At 39.5% G+C, this 22,471-nt stretch carries 20 protein-coding genes; 6 read left to right on the plus strand and 14 right to left on the minus strand.

From position 1 onward, the window contains the following. Positions 1-13: 13 nt before the first annotated feature. Positions 14-1,294: a lipid IV(A) 3-deoxy-D-manno-octulosonic acid transferase gene (gene waaA / locus G4Y78_RS24520; RefSeq protein ID WP_163835507.1), complete on the minus strand. Its 1,281-nt coding sequence runs from the start codon at positions 1,292-1,294 to the stop codon at positions 14-16. 315 nt (positions 1,295-1,609) lie between these two features. Between waaA and G4Y78_RS24525 the strand changes: the two genes are divergently transcribed. From G4Y78_RS24525 to G4Y78_RS24535, 3 genes are read left to right on the plus strand one after another with little or no spacing between them, the layout of a single operon-like run. Continuing rightward, positions 1,610-2,818 (plus strand): FAD-dependent oxidoreductase, encoded by a 1,209-nt coding sequence (locus G4Y78_RS24525; RefSeq protein ID WP_163835508.1) that lies wholly within the window; start codon positions 1,610-1,612, stop codon positions 2,816-2,818. Then, positions 2,811-3,629, plus strand: a complete 819-nt coding sequence (locus G4Y78_RS24530) for an aldo/keto reductase (RefSeq protein WP_163835509.1) — start codon at positions 2,811-2,813, stop codon at positions 3,627-3,629. Before G4Y78_RS24525 ends, G4Y78_RS24530 begins: the two co-directional genes overlap by 8 nt. Then, on the plus strand, positions 3,622-4,503 hold the full coding sequence (locus tag G4Y78_RS24535) for a hypothetical protein (protein ID WP_163835510.1): 882 nt from the start codon (positions 3,622-3,624) through the stop codon (positions 4,501-4,503). The genes G4Y78_RS24530 and G4Y78_RS24535 overlap by 8 nt, the downstream gene beginning before the upstream one ends. A gap of 207 nt (positions 4,504-4,710) precedes the next feature. Here G4Y78_RS24535 and hldE read toward each other — a convergent pair whose 3' ends face one another. Next, positions 4,711-6,138 (minus strand): bifunctional D-glycero-beta-D-manno-heptose-7-phosphate kinase/D-glycero-beta-D-manno-heptose 1-phosphate adenylyltransferase HldE, encoded by a 1,428-nt coding sequence (hldE, locus tag G4Y78_RS24540; protein WP_163835511.1) that lies wholly within the window; start codon positions 6,136-6,138, stop codon positions 4,711-4,713. A gap of 22 nt (positions 6,139-6,160) precedes the next feature. Beyond that, positions 6,161-7,924, minus strand: a complete 1,764-nt coding sequence (gene msbA / locus G4Y78_RS24545; RefSeq protein ID WP_163835512.1) for a lipid A export permease/ATP-binding protein MsbA — start codon at positions 7,922-7,924, stop codon at positions 6,161-6,163. Positions 7,925-8,248: 324 nt separating this feature from the next. Here msbA and G4Y78_RS24550 point away from each other — a divergent pair, with 324 nt between their 5' ends. After that, positions 8,249-8,917, plus strand: coding sequence for a protein kinase family protein (locus G4Y78_RS24550; RefSeq protein ID WP_222937580.1), 669 nt, complete (start codon positions 8,249-8,251; stop codon positions 8,915-8,917). Positions 8,918-8,983: 66 nt separating this feature from the next. Continuing rightward, positions 8,984-9,928, plus strand: coding sequence for a class I SAM-dependent methyltransferase (locus G4Y78_RS24555; protein WP_163835513.1), 945 nt, complete (start codon positions 8,984-8,986; stop codon positions 9,926-9,928). A 76-nt stretch (positions 9,929-10,004) separates the two neighbouring features. Here G4Y78_RS24555 and G4Y78_RS24560 read toward each other — a convergent pair whose 3' ends face one another. Then, positions 10,005-11,306 carry an IS701 family transposase gene (locus G4Y78_RS24560; protein ID WP_163831647.1) on the minus strand — a complete coding sequence of 434 codons (1,302 nt, stop codon included), beginning with the start codon at positions 11,304-11,306 and terminating at the stop codon, positions 10,005-10,007. A 305-nt stretch (positions 11,307-11,611) separates the two neighbouring features. On the opposite strand from G4Y78_RS24560, the gene G4Y78_RS24565 reads away from it, so the two are divergent. Next, complete coding sequence (locus tag G4Y78_RS24565) at positions 11,612-12,547, plus strand: IS1595 family transposase (RefSeq protein ID WP_163830705.1); 936 nt, start codon at positions 11,612-11,614, stop codon at positions 12,545-12,547. Here G4Y78_RS24565 and G4Y78_RS24570 read toward each other — a convergent pair. From G4Y78_RS24570 to G4Y78_RS24615, 10 genes are all read right to left on the minus strand, one after another. Beyond that, positions 12,483-13,349 (minus strand): glycosyltransferase, encoded by an 867-nt coding sequence (locus tag G4Y78_RS24570; protein ID WP_163835514.1) that lies wholly within the window; start codon positions 13,347-13,349, stop codon positions 12,483-12,485. The genes G4Y78_RS24565 and G4Y78_RS24570 overlap by 65 nt on opposite strands. A 30-nt stretch (positions 13,350-13,379) precedes the next feature. Beyond that, positions 13,380-14,155 (minus strand): IS5 family transposase gene (locus G4Y78_RS24575; protein WP_163835515.1). Its coding sequence is split into 2 segments (ribosomal slippage): positions 13,380-13,840 and positions 13,840-14,155, totalling 777 coding nucleotides; the frame shifts between segments, so codons are not numbered across the junction. Positions 14,156-14,179: 24 nt separating this feature from the next. Beyond that, complete coding sequence (locus tag G4Y78_RS24580) at positions 14,180-15,139, minus strand: 6-hydroxymethylpterin diphosphokinase MptE-like protein (RefSeq protein WP_163835516.1); 960 nt, start codon at positions 15,137-15,139, stop codon at positions 14,180-14,182. A gap of 69 nt (positions 15,140-15,208) precedes the next feature. Next, positions 15,209-16,423 (minus strand): O-antigen ligase family protein, encoded by a 1,215-nt coding sequence (locus G4Y78_RS24585; RefSeq protein ID WP_163835517.1) that lies wholly within the window; start codon positions 16,421-16,423, stop codon positions 15,209-15,211. Between the two features lie 18 nt (positions 16,424-16,441). After that, positions 16,442-17,200, minus strand: coding sequence for a glycosyltransferase family 2 protein (locus G4Y78_RS24590; RefSeq protein ID WP_163835518.1), 759 nt, complete (start codon positions 17,198-17,200; stop codon positions 16,442-16,444). Then, positions 17,193-18,059: a DUF6625 family protein gene (locus G4Y78_RS24595; RefSeq protein WP_163835519.1), complete on the minus strand. Its 867-nt coding sequence runs from the start codon at positions 18,057-18,059 to the stop codon at positions 17,193-17,195. The genes G4Y78_RS24590 and G4Y78_RS24595 overlap by 8 nt, the downstream gene beginning before the upstream one ends. Beyond that, positions 18,056-19,012: a glycosyltransferase family protein gene (locus G4Y78_RS24600; protein ID WP_163835520.1), complete on the minus strand. Its 957-nt coding sequence runs from the start codon at positions 19,010-19,012 to the stop codon at positions 18,056-18,058. The genes G4Y78_RS24595 and G4Y78_RS24600 overlap by 4 nt, the downstream gene beginning before the upstream one ends. Next, positions 19,009-20,400 carry a PIG-L deacetylase family protein gene (locus G4Y78_RS24605; protein WP_163835521.1) on the minus strand — a complete coding sequence of 464 codons (1,392 nt, stop codon included), beginning with the start codon at positions 20,398-20,400 and terminating at the stop codon, positions 19,009-19,011. Before G4Y78_RS24605 ends, G4Y78_RS24600 begins: the two co-directional genes overlap by 4 nt. Before the next feature lie 47 nt (positions 20,401-20,447). Further along, positions 20,448-21,347 (minus strand): GNAT family N-acetyltransferase, encoded by a 900-nt coding sequence (locus G4Y78_RS24610; RefSeq protein ID WP_163835522.1) that lies wholly within the window; start codon positions 21,345-21,347, stop codon positions 20,448-20,450. Continuing rightward, positions 21,344-22,471 (minus strand): glycosyltransferase, encoded by a 1,128-nt coding sequence (locus tag G4Y78_RS24615; RefSeq protein ID WP_163835523.1) that lies wholly within the window; start codon positions 22,469-22,471, stop codon positions 21,344-21,346. The genes G4Y78_RS24610 and G4Y78_RS24615 overlap by 4 nt, the downstream gene beginning before the upstream one ends.

Below are 22,471 nucleotides of genomic sequence, written 5' to 3' on the forward strand. Positions count from 1 at the left end.
CGCAAGGCTAGCGCTAATGTTTTATATTTTGACTTACCAAGCCTAGTAAGCTCCGTAACGCCCCGCGATTTTCTTCAACAACCTGTAATGCATTAATGCCTACTGATTTACTTTCATTTTCATCAGTTAGTAGATTTGTTAGCTGCTCAGTAATCTCATTAGCATTACTGACTAATTTCATCCCTCCAGCATTCACCAGCTTGTCAGTGATTTCCTGAAAATTGATTACATTTGGCCCAGACAGCAAAGGTTTACCCCATACCGCAGCTTCCAGCATATTATGCCCACCACCACCTTCAAGTAAACTTCCACCAATTAATGCTACATCTGCCGCAACATATAATGCTTTAAGCTCTCCCATAGTGTCTCCCAAAATCACTTGTGTATCGGAAGACACCTGCTGGTTAGCACTCCGTCGAATATAAGACAGTTGCTGCTGCTCAATTAACCTAGCTACTTCATCAAATCGCTCTGGATGACGAGGCACCAGTACTAATAATGCACTTGGGAGTTTACTGAGTAATTGTTGATGAGCCGTTATGACAATTTCATCTTCACCACTATGAGTACTGGCTGCAATCCAAATAGCACGAGAGCCACTTACTAGCCACGACTGTCGTAGAGCATCGCCTTGTTGTTGTTCTGCCGGGTCTGCATCAATATCAAACTTAATGCTGCCTGTTACTTTTAGCTGATCCCGGCTTAAGCCTAAAGATAAAAAGCGATCCGCAGTTGCCTGATCTTGAGCGGCTAACTGAGTAATTTCAGTCAGCATGGGTTCCACCAGCTTTCTGAAACGTCCATAACCTTTCGCAGAACGCTCTGATAACCGTGCATTAGCAACTACCACTGGTATATTTTTATTAGCACAGCCATGAATAAGGTTTGGCCACAGCTCTGTTTCCATAATTACAGCTAAACAAGGGTTTGCTTTTTCCAAGAAACGATTGACTGCCCCTGGCAAGTCATAAGGAGCATAAACATGAAAAATACTATTCCCTAATAAGGTTTTTACTCGCTCTGAGCCAGTTGGCGTCATGGTGGTAACTACCAGTGGACGTTCAGGATATTGCTGTTGGATTTGTTTAATCAGAGGGATCGCCGCAATGGTTTCCCCCACAGAAACTGCATGCACCCAAATAGGCTGTTGTGCTAATTGTGGTTTCGTAAAAAAGCCAAACCGCTCACCCCAACGCTTACGATATGCAGGTGCTTTTAGTCCTCGATAGCAAAGTCTTAGCAAGACAAAAGGGAGCAAACAATAAAAAAGCAATGTATACCAAAATCGGTTCATAACAGCCAAAATGATGTAGTTTTTGGAGAGGCCGAATCATAGCATAGTCAATTGAAGTGATCCCTCTTATACTGACGGCATTTGTTATGCATTAATGGCGCTGTGAAAATGTCATTTAAGGTGCAAAAAGTAAGCTTAGTGCTTGATATGGCATAACAGGCTATTCTTACTCCGCTCTTGAAGGGTCATCCCTATCCCATCAAGAACTAAAGCGACATCCATGTCGCTGCTACAGAATAGCCTGCTACCCCATATCCTCTAACTTTTATGACAATCTTGTTGTTTATAAGACTTAGTTTGTATTATTAGTTGTTTATGACTACTGACTCGATCAAAACAGACATTGTAATTATTGGTGGTGGTATTGCTGGCCTGTGGTTAGCTAATCGCTTGCAGCAACTAGGTTATAATTGCCTCATTTTAGAAAAAGGAAGTTTTGGTGGTGGCCAAACGGTTAAATCCCAGGGGATTATTCATGGTGGTGCCAAATACACACTCACTGGCACTTTGACTAAGTCAGCCGAAGCCATTTCACAAATGCCCAGCCGTTGGCGACAGTGTCTGGCAGGTGAAGGGGAAATTGATCTCACCAGCGTTAAAGTATTATCCCAACACCATTATATGTGGTCCACCCAAGGGTTGGGCTCTAAATTAACCACCTTTTTTGCCAGCAAGGCTCTACGCGGCCGGGTCAATAAGCTCAGCAAAAAAGAGTATCCTACCGTATTTCAAAACCCTGCCTTCAAAGGGGATTTGTATCAGCTGGATGAAGTGGTGCTGGATGTCCCCACTGTCATTCAGGCCTTAATTAAGCTAATTCAACAATCTGCTATTCAATTAACCAAAAATGCCCAGATAAACTGGCAAGTGAATGAACAGGGCACTTTAAACAAAATTATCATCAATGATCAGAATCACCAATTAGCTATATCTGCACAGCATTTCGTGTTAACGGCAGGGGAAGGCACCCAAGATATTCTAAATCAACTTAATTTCTCTACCCCGCAAATGCAGCTGCGCCCGCTGCATATGGTGATGATAAAACACCCTCACCCCCATCCTATTTATGCTCACTGCATTGGTGCCCAGGCACTCCCCAAAATGACTATTACCAGCCATCCTACTCCTGATGGCCAATGGGTATGGTATTTAGGTGGCGCTATTGCTGAAAATGGTTTGGATAAATCAACTGAAGAACAAATTGCTACAGCCAAACAACAAATACAACAGTTATTACCTTGGGTGGATTTTTCGCAAGCGCAATGGGCTACTTTTAGAGTCAATCGTGCTGAGCCGAAGCAAAGTAGCCTAGTCCGTCCTGATGCAGCTTACAGCCAAACCCAAAGCAATGTTTCTGTCTGCTGGCCTACCAAACTGGCTTTAGCACCAAACCTTGCTGATCAGATAGTTGAACAACTTAAAGCACTTTCTATTCAGCCAAGTACCACACCTGCTGTATTACCAGATTGGCCAAATTCACCTATTGTGAGTGCTCCGTTCTGGCAGGAGTATTTTGATGAATAACTCTGAGCTATTACTAAAAAACAAACTGGCAGACACAAATATCAGTGTTTCTGCCATTGGCTTGGGCACTGTAAAACTGGGAAGAAACCAAGGGGTTAAGTACCCTACTACCTTTAAAATACCCAGCGACCAAGAAGCCAAACAACTGCTACAACACGCAAAAAATCTGGGTATTAATTTGATTGATACAGCCCCAGCTTACGGCAATAGCGAAGAACGTTTAGGTCCACTACTAAAAGGCCAGCGCCATGACTGGGTAATTTGCACTAAAACTGGCGAAGAATTTATCGATGGCCAATCCAGTTTTAATTTTACGCCTGAGCACACTATCAAAAGCATTGAGCGAAGTTTACAGCGGCTAAATACCGATTATTTAGATATTGTCCTGGTCCATTCTGACGGGAATGATTTAGCCATTATTGAGCAATATGGCACCTTAGAAGTTCTATCCGACCTAAAAAAACAAGGCAAAATCAAAGCTATAGGTATGTCCACTAAAACCGTTGAAGGCGGACTTGCTGCACTAAAACAAGCTGATGCAGTAATGGCAACCCATAACCTGTCGTATTCTGGCGAAATTGAAGTGTTGGATTATGCTGCAGGGCACAATAAAGCTATCTTTATAAAAAAAGCCTTGGCCAGTGGGCATATCTGCTCGGAAACCTATGATGACCCGGTACAAGCCAGTATGGATTTTATTTTTGCTCACTCTGGTGTAACCAGCATTATTTTAGGCACTATCAACCCAGAGCATATGAGCCATAATGTTAAGTGCGCCCAACACGCTCTGCTGAGAAGTCGTAATGAATAAACAGCTATTGAAGTCCCACCCTTCGGAGCACATTCAATTCAACCCTTACCAGGTGATGGGCCATTTCAACACTTATAGTCGACAGTGGCAGTTACAAATATTACCGATAGACGCTCCTTGTTCTTTTGAGGAGCTACAAGTTAAACGCAATAATTCGCTACTGATGACCAGTTCCAGTTCAGAAATCAACCTTACGGTAAATAACTTAGGCGTTTCAGCCCACCTAGTTTTTCAGATTAATGGAGTTGATTACTTAGTATTGGTCGAACAGAAAAGGCATGATTTTAAAGATAAAGTGCTGAAGCTGATTTCTGGTTATGTTTCCTCTGAATATAGCTACTACCCCAAGCAGGCCATTGCTGATGAAATTACCCAGGAATGCCTAATGGTTTATGAAGATCAACTGGCTTGCTGGCAAGACCATACTGAACAGGCATTACCTGATCCTGAATATCAAGGCCTGACTATTAACAAAGACAAAACCTTAACCCTAGCACCTGATTTAATGGCTACTCCACAGCAAATTGCCCTTGGTGCCGCGCAATGCGAACCCCATGTAACCAGTTATCTTCATGTTCCTACCAACTCACTACAACTGGTTTACCACTGGCGCACTACTATTCGGGATTTAAATGAATTGAGCTGTTATTTTGTAGACGAGATTTATAATCAAGAAACTCAGCGTTTAGAAACTACTTGGGATAAATCAGATAAGTGCTACTTTGCTGAACTGCAATTTAATCAATTCACAGGAACATTTTTTCAGCTTGAGGCAGGTCAACTAAAGGCTGTAGATTTAAAAAATCCGCTTTTCTCAGAGTATTTTTGTCAGCGGAAGGGGATTATGGTTTTTGATAATCATACTGTCTTATAAGGACATCGTAGAGTTTTCCATCAGAAGGCTGCCACATAAGCTGGGGAAATATGGAGTAACAGTGTGTTCTGGAGCTGCTGTCTGGAACAGCAAAAGCTCTAAAGGCCATGGATGGCCTTGTAGAGCGGTGGAAGAATTCCCTGTTACTCCATATTTATTTTCCAACCCTTTTTGTCTCCCCCTAAATGAAGCAAGTCAGCAGCTTAGTTATTGTTCTTTAATTTTTTCAACAATTGCTGTAGTAGAGCAATTATCTAAAAAATCCAATACAGCGACTTCACCGCCATAACTTTGCACGATGGGTGCACCAACCACTTGCTCAACAGAGTAGTCACCACCTTTAACTAATACATCAGGTTTTACCAGTTCCAATAATTCTTCTGGGGTATCTTCAGCAAAAGAAACCACCCAATCTACTGCTTCTAACCCGGCTAACACAGTCATTCGCCGATCGACTGGGTTAACTGGCCTACCATCCCCCTTCAAACGATGCACTGACTCATCACTGTTCACTGCCACAATTAGTCTATCCCCATGAGCACGGGCTTGCTCAAGGTAACCAACATGGCCGGCGTGGAGAATATCAAAACAACCATTAGTGAAAACGATCTTTTCACCTTGGGCCTTGGCATCTTCAATCGCAATCAATAATTGACTCGCTGTCATGACACCTCGCCCAGCTCCCTGCTCCGCAGACACAGCACGACGTAACTCAGGCGCACTAATCGCCGCAGTACCCAGCTTGCCAACCACAATACCAGCAGCTAAGTTAGCTAATGCTACAGCGGTTGGTAACTTTTCTCCTGCTGCCAATGAGGCCGCAAGTACAGAAATAACCGTATCGCCTGCTCCTGTGACATCAAAGACTTCTCTAGCTCTAGCAGGCAAATGAAGTTCAGGCTGATCAGGCCGTAGCAATGTCATGCCATGCTCACCACGTGTAATCAATAATGCTTTTAGCTCAAGCTCTTTTAGTAGCTGCTGGCCTTTAGTAACTAACTCTGCCTCATCCTTGCAAGCACCCATCACTGTCTCAAACTCGTTTAAGTTAGGGGTAATTAATGTAGCACCGCGATACTGACTGAAATCAGAGCCTTTAGGGTCAACTAAAACCGGCTTTCCCTTTGACTTTGCCAGTTGAATCAGTTGTTGAGGATCTTTTAAAGCGCCTTTTTTATAGTCAGATAATACAACAACTTCAGCTTGCTCAATAATAGCTTCCACTTCTTGCACAAGTTGGCCAGGCTCAAGTGAATTAAATGCTTCTTCAAAATCTAGTCGAATAAGTTGTTGGTGTTGGCTGATAACACGCAGTTTAGTAATAGTAGGCTCGTCATTTACCCGAGTAAAAGCACAATGCACTCCAGCAGCGGCTAATCGCTTGGTCAAAATATCAGCAGACTCATCATTACCCGTTGGCCCTGCCAGAAAAGCTGCTCCGCCAAGAGAAGCAATATTCAAAGCAACGTTACCTGCCCCACCTGGCCGGTCTTCAATTTGACCAACCTTAACAACTGGCACCGGAGCCTCTGGAGAAATACGCGAAGTGGCACCATGCCAGTAACGATCCAGCATAATGTCGCCTATGACTAATACCTTTGCTTGGTCAAATCGAGGGGTTGTTAGCAGCTTCATTATATTTTGCCATCCCGTAAAATTAAGCTGATAAAGGTTGTTCTTCTTTAAATTGAAGTCTGTGTAGGCGTGCATAATGCCCCTGTTTTTCCAGTAGCTCCCGATGACTACCTACTTCAACAATTACCCCTTTATCCATTACAACAATTTTGTCAGCGTTTTCGATAGTGGATAAACGATGAGCAATGACTAAAGTTGTCCTGCCTTTCATCACTTCATCAAGCGCGGCCTGAATATTTCGCTCTGCCTGAGTATCTAAAGCTGAAGTAGCCTCATCCAGGATTAAAACAGGTGCATCTTTCAGGATTGCTCGAGCAATTGCGAGTCGCTGACGCTGCCCACCTGACAGCTTCACACCATTTTCACCAACAATGGTGTTAAAACCATTCTCTTGTTCAGCAATAAAATCGAAGGCGTAGGCAGCTTGAGCTGCGAGGTGAATATCATCCTCAGTTTTAGTTTGCAGCGCTCCATAAGCAATATTGTTAGCAACTGTGTCATTAAATAAGGTAACTTGCTGGTTAACCAATGCAATTTGCTGGCGCAGGTTAGTGAGTTTGTAATCTTCTAGTGGCACTCCATCCAACAGAATCTCACCTTTTTCATGGCAGTAAAATCGCGGAATTAAACTCACCAGTGTTGATTTACCACTCCCAGAGTGCCCAACAAAAGCAACTGTTTCACCCGGCTGTACTACAAGGTTAATATCTTTTAGTACTGGGTTTTCAGCACCTGGGTATTGAAAAGTTAACTGGCGAATTTCCAGCTTGCCTGCAACACGCTCTACCTCATATGAGCCTGAGTCCTGCTCCTGCACTTCATCAAGTTGCTCAAAGATGTTTTCTGCTGCAGCGATTCCTTTTTGGATATTGCCATAAACCTCACTCAACTGGCGGATTGGCTTAGGCAGCATACCTGCTGCCACCACATAAGCAATCAACTCAGCGACAGTTGAGGTTTCGCGCATATACAACACTAAAAACATGATGACTGCCATTGCCAGAATAACCAACAGCTGCAGTATTGGCGTGTTAATAGCAGAAACCTTTACCAACTTGAGTGATTGTTTGAGGTTTTGATTGCTTGCATCCAAAAACCGGTTGCGCTCATAGTCCTCACCCCCAAAACTACGAACCACCCGGTAACCATTGATGGTTTCAGAGGCCACATGGGTGACATCACCCATTGCATCCTGAATCTTGTGGCTGAGCTTTCTTAGCTTTCGCCCCACATAGCTCACCAGCCCTGCAATAATAGGCGCAATCAAGATGAAAATAATAGTGAGCTTCCAGTTAGTCCAAAACAGCAAGCCCAACAGGAAAATAACAGTAAAGCCTTCACGAATCACGACTTTCAGTGCATCAGTAGCCGCACCAGTCACAAGAGTGACATTATAAGTAATACGTGAAATCAAATGACCTGAGTTGTGGTTATCAAAATAACTGTTTGGCAGGGTAACTAGCTTATTAAACAAGTCACACCGCAAAACATGCACAACATTGTTGGCCACTTTCGCAATATAAAAGTTACCAATAAACGAGCCCAGGCCGCGTAACACAGCAATAGTCACGGCAGCCATAGGCACAAAATAGATAAGTTGGTCAGACTCCCCTTCCAACCCTTTCACAAAATACTCCATCAACCAGGCAAACCCTGGCTGAGTCAGCGCGAACAAAATATAACCAAAAATACTGATAGCAAATAACCCCCAATAGGGTTTTACATAACCTAGGAGGCGGAGGTAAGCGCCAATACCACTTTCAACTGTCGGCTTCGGGTCACTCATATCAAATACATTAACCATCCAAAGCAAAAAGGATGGCTATAGTAGCAGACTTCCTGGCTGCAATAAAAAGAACCTTAAGTAAGAGATTGAGTTAGGCTAAACATAGCCTTAGCTGCCCTTCACCCCTTTCTATAGGCTTGCTATAATTGCTGCTTTGCACCCAGCAGCTTAAACCTGCTATTACTTTGGGATTTTAAAAGAGGTCTCTTGTTTGCTGGGTACTTTAAAGTACTTTCACCACTAACTAAAAATGCATTTTACCCAAAAGCCGAACAATGAGTATTGTATTATGATATCCACTTTCCAGCTCGTAACGGAAGTTAAATGAAAGTACTAACCCAGGAAGAGTTTGATCAGCTTCGTAAAGATATCATTGAAGTCATCGAAGAAGATGCCTATGGCTGGAAGGTGGCAAGGCTTACAAATGGTAGCTTCTTAAAGTTCTTTCGCACCAAGCGGCTGATATCATCAGCTGTCCTATACCCTTATGCTAAACGATTTTCAAGGAATGCGAGCAAGCTGAAAGAGCTAGGTTTCGAAACAGTTTCTGTTATAAACTTGTATAAAATAAAAGACCCTAACAGGGATATTGTTCATTACCAGCCACTCCATGGTGAAACCTTAAGAAATATTGCCAAAGTCCAAAATAACGGACTTAGCAATGATCTAATTAAACAACTTGGTAGTTTCATTGCTGAGCTACACGAAAAAGGAGTGTATTTCAGATCATTGCATTTAGGTAATGTAGTCCTAACCAAAACAGGTACATTAGGGCTAATTGACATTTCTGATATGAAGTTTTATTCAAAACTATCAACTTCTCAAAAAATCAGAAACTTTAGACACATGTTTAGATACAAGAAAGACGCCAATTTGCTAACGGAAAAGTGTTCAAGTGCCTTTATAGACGGATACTTTAGTAGTTTAAATAATAATGATTACCAAGTCATCTATACAAAGTTTTTTCAACTACTACAACCAACACGTCAATGATTATTCATTAAACACAACAATGCTATTTTAAAAATAGTAGTCAACCAATAATGGATCTTTACTAATATGGACTCTAAACTAAAGCAAATTGATTTTCCTCATACTAAAGAAATGGAGTTTCTTGCATGCTCTCTCTGCAAAAATAAGGACTTTCATATTATATCAAAAATTGAGCGTAATTTTTTACCCTTACAGACCGTTGTATGCAAAACATGTAGTTTAGTATTTACAAATCCCCGACCTAAGAAAGAATGGTATAACAATTTTTACGAAAAGCATTTCCGCCAGTTTTATGATGATATTGATACTCCAACTTTAGAATATGCAAACTCGAAAGAAAGTTTACACAAACACTCCTCAAACATTGAATTACTTTCCCCCTACCTTGAAGCAAAAGGAGCAGTTCTCGATATTGGTGCTTCAGAAGGAAACTTTTTAAGGCTATTCCAACAATCCAAGCCCAATTGGCAGTTAACAGGAATTGAACCAAATCCATTATTTGCTGATTTTGCACGAAAAGAGTTCAATCTACAGAATATAATTACTGGACCATTCCCAAGTGCGCTAAATAGAAATGACAAGTTTGACTTAGTACATACTGGCCATGTATTTGAGCACATTCTAGAACCAAATGAATTTTTAGATGAATGTTATAACCGACTAAACACTAATGGTTTGTTATTTATTGATGTGCCTAATGCTGAATGTAAAAAAAGTGGCATACGATATCTACATGTAGCACATGTCTATCACTACAGTTTGACAACTATTTCCGCTTTACTTAGAAACCACGGATTTGATGTCATTCAGTACCGAGACAACCTTACTGGTGCACCACCAAAATACAGAAAACCATGGACACTACAAGTAATTGCAAAAAAATTACCTCAGTCAGAAAAAATCTTAAAGATACCTGAGATTGATGCTGAAAAAGTCTCTAAACGGCTAAAAAAACTATGGCGAATGCCACTAAAAAAGAAAGTAAAATTCTGGTTAACAGGCAAGCGTTAACGCTTACCTGTTAACATAAATATAAAATAATTTTTTTTTGCAGGTGTTTTAAGTATCTAAAGTTTCACCAAAACATTTAAGCCACTAACTGAAGCATAGTACTAATTAAATTATTATTATGGGTTTTGGTAAATATCCCCAAACCCTTGCTGAATTTTTCCTGTTCAGTTTCTTCCGCAAAGAGACGGCGGATATCAGAAAAAGCGAAAGAGCTCCGGTTTGCAACAGAGTGGCGACGAGTAGGTTTACTAGACTGTTGTGCCACATAAAACCAAAGCAATGACATGGCCATCATACAAAAATGGAGATGGTTCGTCACGGCATGCTCTGTTCTAGCCTGACAAGATAAGCTCCCTAATTCCTGTTTTAACTCTTTAAACCCAGCTTCAATCTTCCAGCGTGCACCGTACCATTCAATTATTTGAGTCACCGTTAAAGAGGTATCTGTTGAGTAGAGAGCAACCCAAGAAGCTCGTCCGGAATAAATCCACACGACTCTAATCTGTGTTTTTAACGATTGACTCATCACTAGCTCAGTATAAGCCTGTACCGCGCGGGTCTTACCGTAGAGCTTAACCTGATACGTTGTTGCATTTCTTTTATGTCGCCTTGCCAGAGTTGCTACATTGCCACGACGCTTGCCGTACTTTCTAGGCGCTCCTCTTTTTCTTTTCTTGGGTTGAGTAGGCTGATCATATAAGACACTATTCGAACGCAATCGAGAGAGGAGATGAAACTGTTCGCCAAGTGCTTTTTTCAAAGGCAAATATAATGACCCGTTACCAAACCAGTTATCACAGACTAACAATACTGAGCGATGGCCACATACTTTAACTACACGTAATATCATGGTAATTGCTTGATCAATCCGTGTTTGAAAGTCTTTTTTAGCGACATCTTTATTCAGCTGATAAAAACGAAAGTTTAGAGGTAAACTAGCCCAACGACCGTGAATATTTTTTAAGCAGCTCAGTTTGACAATATTTTGCCCCCAGATATAACGCGACTGATTTTGTTTAGCTGCATGATCAAAGTGTTTGCCACAAGCAAATATGTTTCTTCCAGTTTTAGGCAACATAGAATCATCTGTGGCAAGCAGAATAGGTCCTTCTGTCTGATTTAAGGGTAATATTTTTTGCCAGACAATTGGCCATAATTTATCCCAAGCTAACTTAGGAGAAGCCATAAATCCATAGAATCGACGGAGGGTGACGTTATATTTAAAGAGCTTTGTTATTGCTCGGTAGATATGTGAAGCTCTGGAACCTATTACTGGTAGCATAATGGCGATCAAAGTATAAACAAATAGTGCCTTTCTTTCTCCATTTTGCTTAATTTGAGTTTGCAATTCCTTAAGAAGATCGATTAAACTTTGCACTGAAGCCTCTTTTTTGGGTGTTGTTTTTTGGCGAAAACTAACATATCAAAAAAGGGGCTTTTTTGTTACTGGAATGGTGAAACTTCAGTTAAGTATCTAAACTTAAGAAAAAAATTTATCGGGTACAAGTAAAACCCTCGTAATGCTTCCTTATATATTTTTTCTATAACTCTCAGGATCTAAGTTACGCTCATATTCTTTTGTTGCTTATGAGCCTCATAAAGTTTCCTAATTATCACTATACCTAAGCCATTAACTGCTGTATATTTGAACAGCATGGAAACTTAATTGAGAAGGTATAAATAATGGCTATCAACAAAGTTCAATTTCAAAAAGGCCTGAGTTTAAACGAGTTTCTCAAACAATATGGTACAGAAGAACAATGCTTTAATACCTTATACAAATTGCGATGGCCAGAAGGTTTTCAGTGCCCCAATTGTGGATACGACAAATGCTGTCAACTCACTACTAGAAAGCTTCAGCAGTGCTATAAATGTCACCAGCAAACATCTGTAACTGCAGGTACTATCTTTGAATCAACCAAATTACCATTAAAGACTTGGTTCCAAGGGATGTATTTGATCTCCCAAGACAAAAAAGGTATATCAGCCATAGAATTACATCGCCATTTAGGTATTTCCTATCAAGCTGCCTGGAGAATGAAACATAAGCTCATGAAAGTGATGCAAGAAAGAGAAGGCACCAAGCAATTGTCGGGTTTTATTGAAATTGATGATGCCTATCTTGGTGGTGAGCGTACAGGTTGCAAAAGAGGTAGGGGAGCAGATGGGAAAATACCTTTTGTAGCAGCCGTAGAAACAACAAAACAAGGTCAACCGACACGAATTAAACTGAGCATTTTAAAAGGGTTTAATAAAGAAGAGATAACGGCTTGGAGTAGGCAGAATTTGGCCAAGGGCAGTACCGTAATCTCCGATGGACTGGCCTGTTTTAATGGTGTCATAGAAGCAGGTTGTCTTCATGATAAAATTGTATGCGGTGGTGGTCGTGCATCAGTAGAGGAACCTGAATTTTATTGGGTTAACACCATCCTTGGAAACTTAAAAAGTGCTTTACGTAGTACTTATCATGCTATTCGCGCTAAATATGCACAACGTTATCTTGCTGAATTTCAGTATCGATTTAATCGAAGATTTAGCTTAGTAGAATTTATTCCTAGGCTAGCATTTGTAGCACTGAGAACACCTCCACTACCAGGTAAGCTACTAAATATAGCTTAGGTATGATGATAATTAGGTAAAGTTTTTTATGAGGCTCATAAGCATGAGAATCATCTATACTTTGCAGTACTTCTTTAGCAGTAACTTGCTCACCTTTAAAACCCAACTCATGCAACAATGAAGGACGAATATGACCTTTTGTAACTTCAGACTCAATCTCATCTATATGCATTTTATTTTCATTGATCATTAAGCCTAATTCGTTAACCCACAGGTTCCGCCATGGGCTATTTACTGATACCCATGGCTGAGTAGTAATATCCATATAATGCAATAACCTAGTCTCTTGATTAAATGTGTCAAGACAATTCCAGCCATAACAAATTCCAGGCTGAATAAACTCAGCTTCCACTAATGGAGAAAATGACATTAGTTCTTGATAGTCATACTGATCACCTAAATTAGCAATTATTATTTCAGGATCCCAGGGTAATTGCTCACAGCCCATTAGCATGACTGCTGTTTTTTTAGAACTACCACCTTCATCACCAGGATTTACTGTCAATATTTTTGCTTTATTAAAAGGATTATTCCAAAGTTCAGCTATATCACGAAAAACTAACATATCTGAATCAAGATATATTGCTTTCCCTTTATATTCTTTTAGTTTTGGTATTGCAAACCGCCCAAAGGAAAAGTTAGTATAAGGCAAGTATCGAGGGTCAGTTACTTCTGGAGCTAGTGTATTATTTATTTCACAAAACTCAACATCCCTTGAAGAGTGTCGTCTTATCGAAAACATCAAAACTTGCATAGGAAGCCACTCAGGTATATCGGCACCTATAAAAAAAAACTTTCTCACTCATATTCATCCCCCTTTCTCTCTAGTCAACTAGGGCCTGTTAACACTAATTAGTTTGTCGACGATAAGTGCAAAGTGAATAAAAAAGCGAAAAACAGTGTCTAATTTTTCAAATCGAGAGAATATACGTCTAAAGCCTTTTAGCCTACGAAATAAGCGTTCAACTTCATTACGTTTCTTGTACATTTCACGATCATACTTCCAAGGTGATAACCGATTACTTTTTGGCGGAACCACAGGCTCCATATTTAAATCAAATACGAGATGCCTGGTTTCGTCACCTTCGTAGGCTTTATCCATAATGACGTGCGTACCTTCCCAGCCACAGTTTTCAAGCCTTTTTAATCGCTTTCTACCTTCCGGTGCATCACCTGCTTGACCTGGAGATAATGAAAAAGTGACCGCCGTTTGATCATCTGCTGCTACCAGATGAATTTTAGTTGACCATCCTCCTCTTGATTTACCAATCGCTTGTGGACCGTTTTTTTTAACGCGCCTGTACCATCAGGACGAACTTGTATGATTGTACTATCGAGCGACACAAGATCAACCTGGATATTGATGACATCAGCTTCTTGTAAAACAGAAAAAACATCATCTAAAACACCTTTTTTGGCCCATCGATTAACGCGGGTATAAATGCTGTGCCAGTTGCCAAAATATTTCGGTAACCCTCGCCACTTACAACCATGCTCGGCAACATAGAGAACAGCGTTGAGTACTTGTATATTCGATAGTTTTACATTGCCGCGCTGGACAGGCAGCAAGTGTTCGATCATTTTAAATTGTTGTGCTGTAATCTCCATGAGCCTATTGTAACAACATTAGTGTTAACAGGCCCTAGCTCGCGTCAGTTTTTCAATGACCTTTTCAAAAGACACCTTCGGTATTATAGAGCTTGGTAGCAAACTATTTTCAGAAAGATTATAAACCGAAAACTCTTCCACTTTTGAAAGTCCATTAACTGTTTCAAAAGCAGGTTTAATATGGTTATCAAAGTGACTTACAAGCCCAGAAGGACAAGGATTATCTTCCTCATCATAAGCTCTTATTTTTCCTTCTGTATTTGGCCCCAAATCCATTCCTAATATATATACTTCACTAAATCCCAAGTAATAAGCCGCCTGCAAAGCAAAATATACAATAGTCCTTCCTTCAAAAAATCCTTTTTCAATATTCTTACTAAAAGCAATATTTTGCTGTTTTTTATCAATAAAATTTGGATTAGCAAAACAATCTGGATCAGTTATAATTTTTTTATTAAGCTGCCGCCTAGTCAACCTTGCACGACCATATTGGTGATTGACTTTCTCCATCAGAAATACATCTGCCTTAGCCAATAAATTTATATTTTTATTACATATTTCAGACAAACCAGGCGCGGAGAAAAAGCAAGTAGTATTTAAATCGATTACTTCTTCAACATAATCAAATCTATCCCTGAAAAAGCTAACGTCATTGATCATATAGTATTGCGGCTTTATATTATATTGATTTAATATTTTAACAGCTCCATTTACAGCTATAATCGGAGTGTTAGAAATTTTAGACAAGTCTACATTATTAATTGATGGGCCTGTTGCTAGCAAAAAACATGCACCTGAGTGTTTTGCTTTCAAGTTAGTTAGTGGCCTCAACTTATAGGCTAACTTATCATTCCATAAAATTTGCCTACTTCCATCACTAAGGACTCTAGACAAGTGAAAACTAGGATGAATGTAGCTCATATGTTTATACTTACCAGAAAAAGCTGCATAGACACCCAATCTTAATAGCCGCCCAAAATCCATATCAAACCCAAAATTCTAATTAAGTCCTTTCTCTGGACTGGCCTGAAGCCAATCCAGAGACATCGATTTCTAATTAATATCAACTAATTTTTTATTTAGTAACTCTTTATTATACTCACCACAAATAACAGATAGTGGTAATATATATAAAAGCCAAACCTCGCTTGGGCTAGTTAATATTTTATCACCATCAAATAGAAGCCCTATACAAGCCAATACCAAGTAAACACCCCAAGGAGACCAAATTTTACAAGCTCGATAAAGAGCTATGAGTGTTACAGCAACTAAGAGTATTAACCCAACAACACCAGAGTAAAGCAGATGAGCGATAAAGATATTATGTGGATGGGCAATAGGTACTCCACCACCATCTACACTCGATATAATGTCATAGCCATATCCACAGCCTAATAGATAACCACATTCAGAGTACTCTTTTAAAACTTGTTGCCATACCTGGAACCGGTAAGAATCTGCTCTGGCAATCATTGAATCAAACAAACCAAAACTATAACCCACGACAAAAAACACAATAATAGCAAGCGCTACAGCCCCAAACTGCCATAATTGCTTCTTACTATTTCGATTTATGATAACGGAGAGCGCAATTAACCCCGCTCCACAAAATAATACAACGAACCCTGATCTTGAGCGAATTAAGTAAAGAAAGAAAACAAGTACCAATAGTAAACACAAGTGTTGCCACTTCAGCCCACCATTTTTTTCAGCAATACCGTACCCCAAGTAGCAAAAGAAGACCGAGACCAACCAGATAGAGGTATAAATTGGATTATCAATTCTAGATGGCAAAGGGTTTATTCTTCCCGCAGGAAAGCCTTTATTTTGAACTAAGTAGGTATCTATAAAAGCATAAACCAAATATAAAAATGTCACCCAAACACAAACTTTTATCAGCTGTTGAGGGTCAAGATATTCTTCAACAATTAAAAAGTTGACCAATAGTATAAAGCCTACTATGTACAATACATACTTTAAATACTTATAGCTAACATCATCTCCCCATAAACCACTTACTGCGAAAAAGAGAGTCATTACAGCTACTACATACAAAAAGCAGTCTTTGGTTTTTATTAAACTTTTATATATCTTAAGTGGAAAAATAAATACAGCAGGCGCCAACAAAAAAATATAAAAAATATTGTTTACTGTTTTAGATGTAGCAAACACAGCATAGCTTGCTACAAAAAAATACAAACAATAGACTAGCCATTGCCCCCCTTTTAAAGGGTCAACAGCACTTCTAGTCAGTTTACTAAAACCCATCCCCAAACCTCATCAGAATTAAAATATTAAAGCGCCAGTGATAAAACCAAAAGCCAGCAAAGACACTTTTAATAATGCCTCTTTCTTTCTTCTTCTTTTTTTCTTTTCTTTCTCCCTGATATCTTCAACATGACTACCAAAACCAATATGGGCAACAGCATCATTTTCTAACGTTAGTACCTTCATACCTCTTTGGTGATACTCAATAGACAATGCTTTTTCACCACCAAACTGTCCATACCAACCTATTTGTTTATAATCACTTAGCCGTTTAAGCCCAGGATTGAAAGAGAAGCCATGCCAGCCTTCTTTGGTAGAAAGCACATGATAGCATGGAATACCTTCAACTAACTCTCTTTCACCAAGATAATGATAACCACTATGAATGGCTATGTCGTGATAATAACTACGCAACCACACTTGCAATACATCCGGCCGCTGCTCAAGAACAAGCTTAGAGTCCTCTATAAAACCTGGACGATAAAACTCCCAATCATCCTCACAATGAAAGACATAGGAGGTCTCAACTTTTGCGTAAGCTAAGTCAATAGACGCGATCTGGCCAAGTTTTGGTCGATTTACAATTATCTCACAATACTTTTCCATTGACTCAGGTATAGCAGAATGCACCTCATCCAACCCTGAATCTTCAGTAATAATGATCTTATTAATTGGATAAGTATTATACTTTACAAAACTTTCTAAGGTTTTTTGCAAAAGATCAAACCGACCACAACTGGTTATCACTACTGTTACATCACTATTATCATCAAACATGACTAGCTACTCGAATACCATGTTTAGAAACAATCCAGTTTGCCTGGCTTAATTTTTTAATAGCAAACTGATCAATACTTTCTTTACACCAGTTTTCTTTCCAGTACATAAAATGCAAATAAGGAGTTTGTTGTGGCTTATCACCTGAATAAGATAACTGCCCCCGAGACCAATACCATTCTTCAGGAAAACTATAACTGCCATCCATCCAAGGGATACGACAATTAGGGGTTGTATAAGCCTCATGTAAACATGCATATCTTGCATGAGAATGAAGAGCCAGCAAACCATTCCTCAACCAAGCTGGAAAGTTCTTGTAACGAATAAACAAACGACTAAAGTGTCTTTCATCAAACGCCCTATGCTCAGGGTCAGCAACTATATCCTGCCAATCTGGAATTTTTTTAAACACTTCCTGCATCTGTTGATTATTTTTTAACAAGCAAAGATGCCCAGATATCCTGGTTGAATGGGTTGATACACATTGATATTTACTTAGTAATGGTTGATAGTATTTGCTGAGGTCACCATATATGACATCAATATCTCCAAACCCCCAGTAATCATAGTCTTCAACTTCATCTTGATGGATATAACCCAGCATAGGCTTAATATCACAAAGCTTATAATATGATACTGCTAAAAATTTTAGTGCTAACTTATCACTCACCAAAGCAATATAGTCATTAAAACTAATTTGTTTTATTTTGACATTAGCTGGTACATTATCAAGCTGAGCGCAATCCGTGTAGATAAGCCAGTTAAACGAAGAATTATAGCCACATGAACACAAAAAATAATTTATCCATGCAGGCCAATAACCAAAATAAGCAATAATTATACAAACTGAGTCACTCATATTAGTCCTTTAAAGAAAAGCCAATTATTTTTTTTATTCGCTGGCTGTTTCAATGGTTCACTCATCGCATCCACGGCTAGTTTACCAACTTTTTCCCATGTAAAATTACTCTCGACATGTTGCTGCCCGGCAGATGCAATTGCATCTGCTTCATTTGAGTTTTTACGTAAATAATGCAGCTTCTTAATTAACTCGTCCAAGTCTTTATATAAAACAATGTTTTGCATATCTTCAAAGCCCAAAGCTTGATTTTCTCTCTCTCCTTGGTTAAAAGCAAAAACAAGACAACCACAAGCCATTGCTTCAAAATTTTTGATCATATACTCTCCCATCCCCACATCCGCACTCACAAAAAACCGGATCCGATTAAGGGTTTGAAGGTATTCTTCACCAGAGTTGGTTCTGGTAATTAGTAATGATTCTTTTTCAGCAAGCGCATTAAGTAGCTCCAAACGTTTTGAGTAAGTTTTACTTTTCACGCTACCAACAAAACCTAGCTCAATATCCCTTTGCTGCTGCAAATCGTACAAGAGCTTATTGTCATACCCTTTTGGCACAAAAACAGCATCAACGCCTTCATCCTTTAAACCTTGGACTACATTGAAGCCAGAGCTAAGCACCCTAACCCCAGGAATTCGCTTATAATGCTTACTAAATTTTCCTTTGTATTTACAATCAATATAATTTTGGTAAGCATCATGCTCAAGAAAAATAAGATTTGGTAATGACCGAAAAAATTTTGCCTGCTTAAGCTCTTTTTTAAATCTTAAAAAACATAAAATTCTATCGTACTTCGCAACATCAACGTTATTTTGAAAGTAGCGTTTCAAATTTCCCTGTTCATCAGAATCGAGCCATCTTAAGTCACATAACTCAACATTCTGGTCAATGGCTTCATAAAATGAATCCAAAATAATACGTTGATGTTTTTGTACTAAAAAAAGTATTTTCATTTGTTCACAAAAAATAATTCATGGCTTTTTATATTTTTCCTAAAGTACTCATCCTCACCGTACTCAACCCAGCCTTTTCTAATTAGCAACTGCCGGAGTAATTTTCTAAGTTTCTTTTTAACTGATACATTTACTTTCAAATCATGCATCATCTCCAATGCATACACTTTATCTTTCTGTTGCTTTTCTGATAAAGGAACAGATAATACCCCTGACGTTTTAACCTCTGCATTAAAGTTGGGTGCTAATGATGCTGTTGCATGGGGCGGACCAAATGGGTGCATATCCGTGTGAACGTAATGGTTTGCATAGTACAGCCAGCACTTTATTCTAGAGTAACTCACCTCACTCACTGCTTGGTGAATAAATTGCGTTGCATAATAGTGGTCTTGGTGAGGGTCCAACTGTAAGTGTGGTGTGACTATAACTTCAGGCTGATATTTTTCTACTAAGAACTGAAGGTCTTTTAACAGATTTTTGCCTGTGGCTTTATTATCACCATCAGTAGGTAGTGGAAAGCTATTAAACTCTCTGAATACAATTGTGGTATCAACACCCGCAGTCTTAGAGCTCACTAGTTTGGCTTGCTCTTCATACATGTCTTTGAGACATAGACAAAAGTAACCCAGATTAACAACCTGTTCTTTTGTAACACCACCCCAAGCAGGTACTGCAATGCTATCAAATACTCTTAAACGACCCTTTAATATAGATGCCTGTTGAGGTTCTGGATAGACATGTTGAAAATCCTTCTGCTCTACTTCGCCAGCCGTTAAGGTAACAATGCTAACATCTTTCGCCTGGCTATAAAGACCATAGGCAGCCAACTCTGCATCGTCAGCATGAGGAGCAATAATCATTATGCGTTTGTTGATGATGTCTGGGTTAGAAAAGCCAAATAGGGTTAATTTATGGTTGTTATCAGTTATTGGCTGGCAGTGTTTGAAGTCGAGGATTAAATTTTTACCAGTTAATAATGTTGTTAAACCATCACTTATATTCAAATAGCGCAATCCATTTACAGAGCGTTCAAAATACTGTCTATTTGTAGTATTACCATCGTTAATTTCAACATAAGGGTCAAAAATACTACCCAACCAATTAGCTTGAATTTTAATAGCAACCAATCCTGTATCCAGCGATAAATCACTGTCAGGCTTTTCTACACAATGAAGTTGATTATTTTCTATCGTTAACAGAAGCTCTACTGCATTTTCAAACTGGTATTGGTAATCTGACTTGGGGTCATAAAAAATATGATCAGACCACAACACTTCATGGGCAATATAAAAAATGACTGCAAAAATTAAAGTTTGCCAGTACCAACCCATCAAAAGCCCAAGAAGCGCCAAGCAAATAAAAACTAACGCTTTTATTTGGTTTGTCATCTTCTTCTTTTTTAAATATGGGTTATTTTTTGTTTTCATAATACTTATTACGTTGAGTATACTGACACTCTGCTACACCAACGGTCTTTATACTCGTTATCAGCTAAACCAAATGAATAACGTAGCTGCTTATTTTGCTTATCAGCCGCCTCCTGAGCTTCCTGCACATTCAAAAAGCTAAGCATACTACCAGGACTAAACTCTTTTACAGATGGATCAACCCCACCATTGATATATTCTACAGACAACCATTTCTCTGATTCAGCCTGATATACCAGCTGAATCGCAACTGGGCGTTTATCAAAATACAGCACTGAGCCAACTAAATAGTTTTGTAGTCTACTCAGTAATTCCCCCATCAAGGATGTACCTTTGGCTGCAAAGCCCCACCTTAACTCAAATAATGTCAAATAAAACTCACATATCTGATCTGCAGATAGCTCACTGATAGGATGCAACTCACCACCCGCCTCTTGAAACAACCTTAATTCACGGCGATGGTTGTACTTAAACTTTTTAGAGTAACCCCCAGGTTGAAAGCCTTTAGCTAAACATATCTGTTTATCTTTATCCTTCAGATTGGTCAACTGGGGTTCATGCAAATTCGAAATTAATTCTGCTTTATAAGGCAATTCAAGTTGGGCATTTTCAGCAATGGGCAATATAATTTCCGCATTACCTGTATCCACTAAGCCTCTTTTACCGAGTTTTTTTAAAGCTTGCTTACTCCCCGCGACATAGTTTTCCCACACAGGAATCGCAGCAATAAGCTGGCCATCTTGATAACGGCCACTAAACTCCAGTGGGATATCTAATAATGACGAAACCACTCCAATCACTTCTGGGTGAGTAATAAAGCTACCGCCCCACTGTTGGTAAGCCTCTTCATATTGACCAGCAGTTAAAGGTTGCCAATGACGGGTTTGCCATTTCGCGAGTAAACTCATGCAACCCCCATTGTCATGGCGTAAGGCTTGATAAAAGGCAACTGCCAAAAGTGGTCTTTAACGACTGAGTAGCTAAAATTTTGAGTAACTTTAGCATCCATTTTATTTGCCAGAGCAGTTTTGTCTTGGCTAGAAAGGCTGTAAATTTGGATCATGTGTGCAGCCAGCTGTTGTGCATCCCCTAATGGAAACAACTGGCCACAACCCTCAACCACCTCTTTACCACCACCACAATCGGTAGCAATGATCGGCAAACCAGCAGCCATAGCCTCCAGTAATACCATACCAAAAGGCTCATGATCAGACGTTAAAACAAAACTATCAAAGGCTTTATAGTATTGAGCAGCCTCAAGTACCATTCCTAAAAACAACACTTGCTTTGCAATACCAAGAGACTGAGCTAGCTGCTTTAATTCACCCTCTAGCCTGCCTTGACCTAAAATTGCTAATACTGCATTCGGCAACTGTCCTGCAACTAAAGCAAATGCTTTTAATAAGGTTGCCTGGTCTTTATCTGGGTGTAATCGCCCTACATTAGCAAAAACATACTGGTCTTGTGTTAAACCTAAAAATTTTCGGGCAGCTTCGCGTTCAACCAAATTAGCTTTTAGTTGATTATAGTCAACCCGATTATAAAGGGTTTGAATGTGGTCCGCAGGCCAGTGTGGCAAGCAGCTGCGAATATCATCTCTTACCGCATCGGACACACCAAGCAATGCTAAACGTTGTTGGCGTCGGTTAACAAACCAACGCCGGGTTTTTCGCTGATAATCACCAAATGCATGATGAACACCGACGGTAAATAAATCCGGAATATGAGAACAGATATATAAAGGCTTAAACCGGTGGGCAATGGCAAAACTAAACTGTCTTTGCTCACATATACGCTGTAACTGTTTAATTTGTTTTCGCTTCAAGCCGCGCACATCTTTAGACGTGTTTTCCAGAAAAAACACTTCATCAGAAGCAGACTCATTTGCCACTTGATCAGAGAACTCGCCTGTTAAATAAACGGTTGTCACTTTATAAGGTGTATCAGCAAACAGCCCTGCATATTGTCGAGCCACATCTAAAAAAGGTGGCTCATATCCGTGACAGAGCTGTAGTACATGGGGTTGGTTCAT

This window comes from Spartinivicinus ruber (assembly GCF_011009015.1).
Classification (GTDB): Bacteria; Pseudomonadota; Gammaproteobacteria; order Pseudomonadales; family Zooshikellaceae; genus Spartinivicinus; species Spartinivicinus ruber.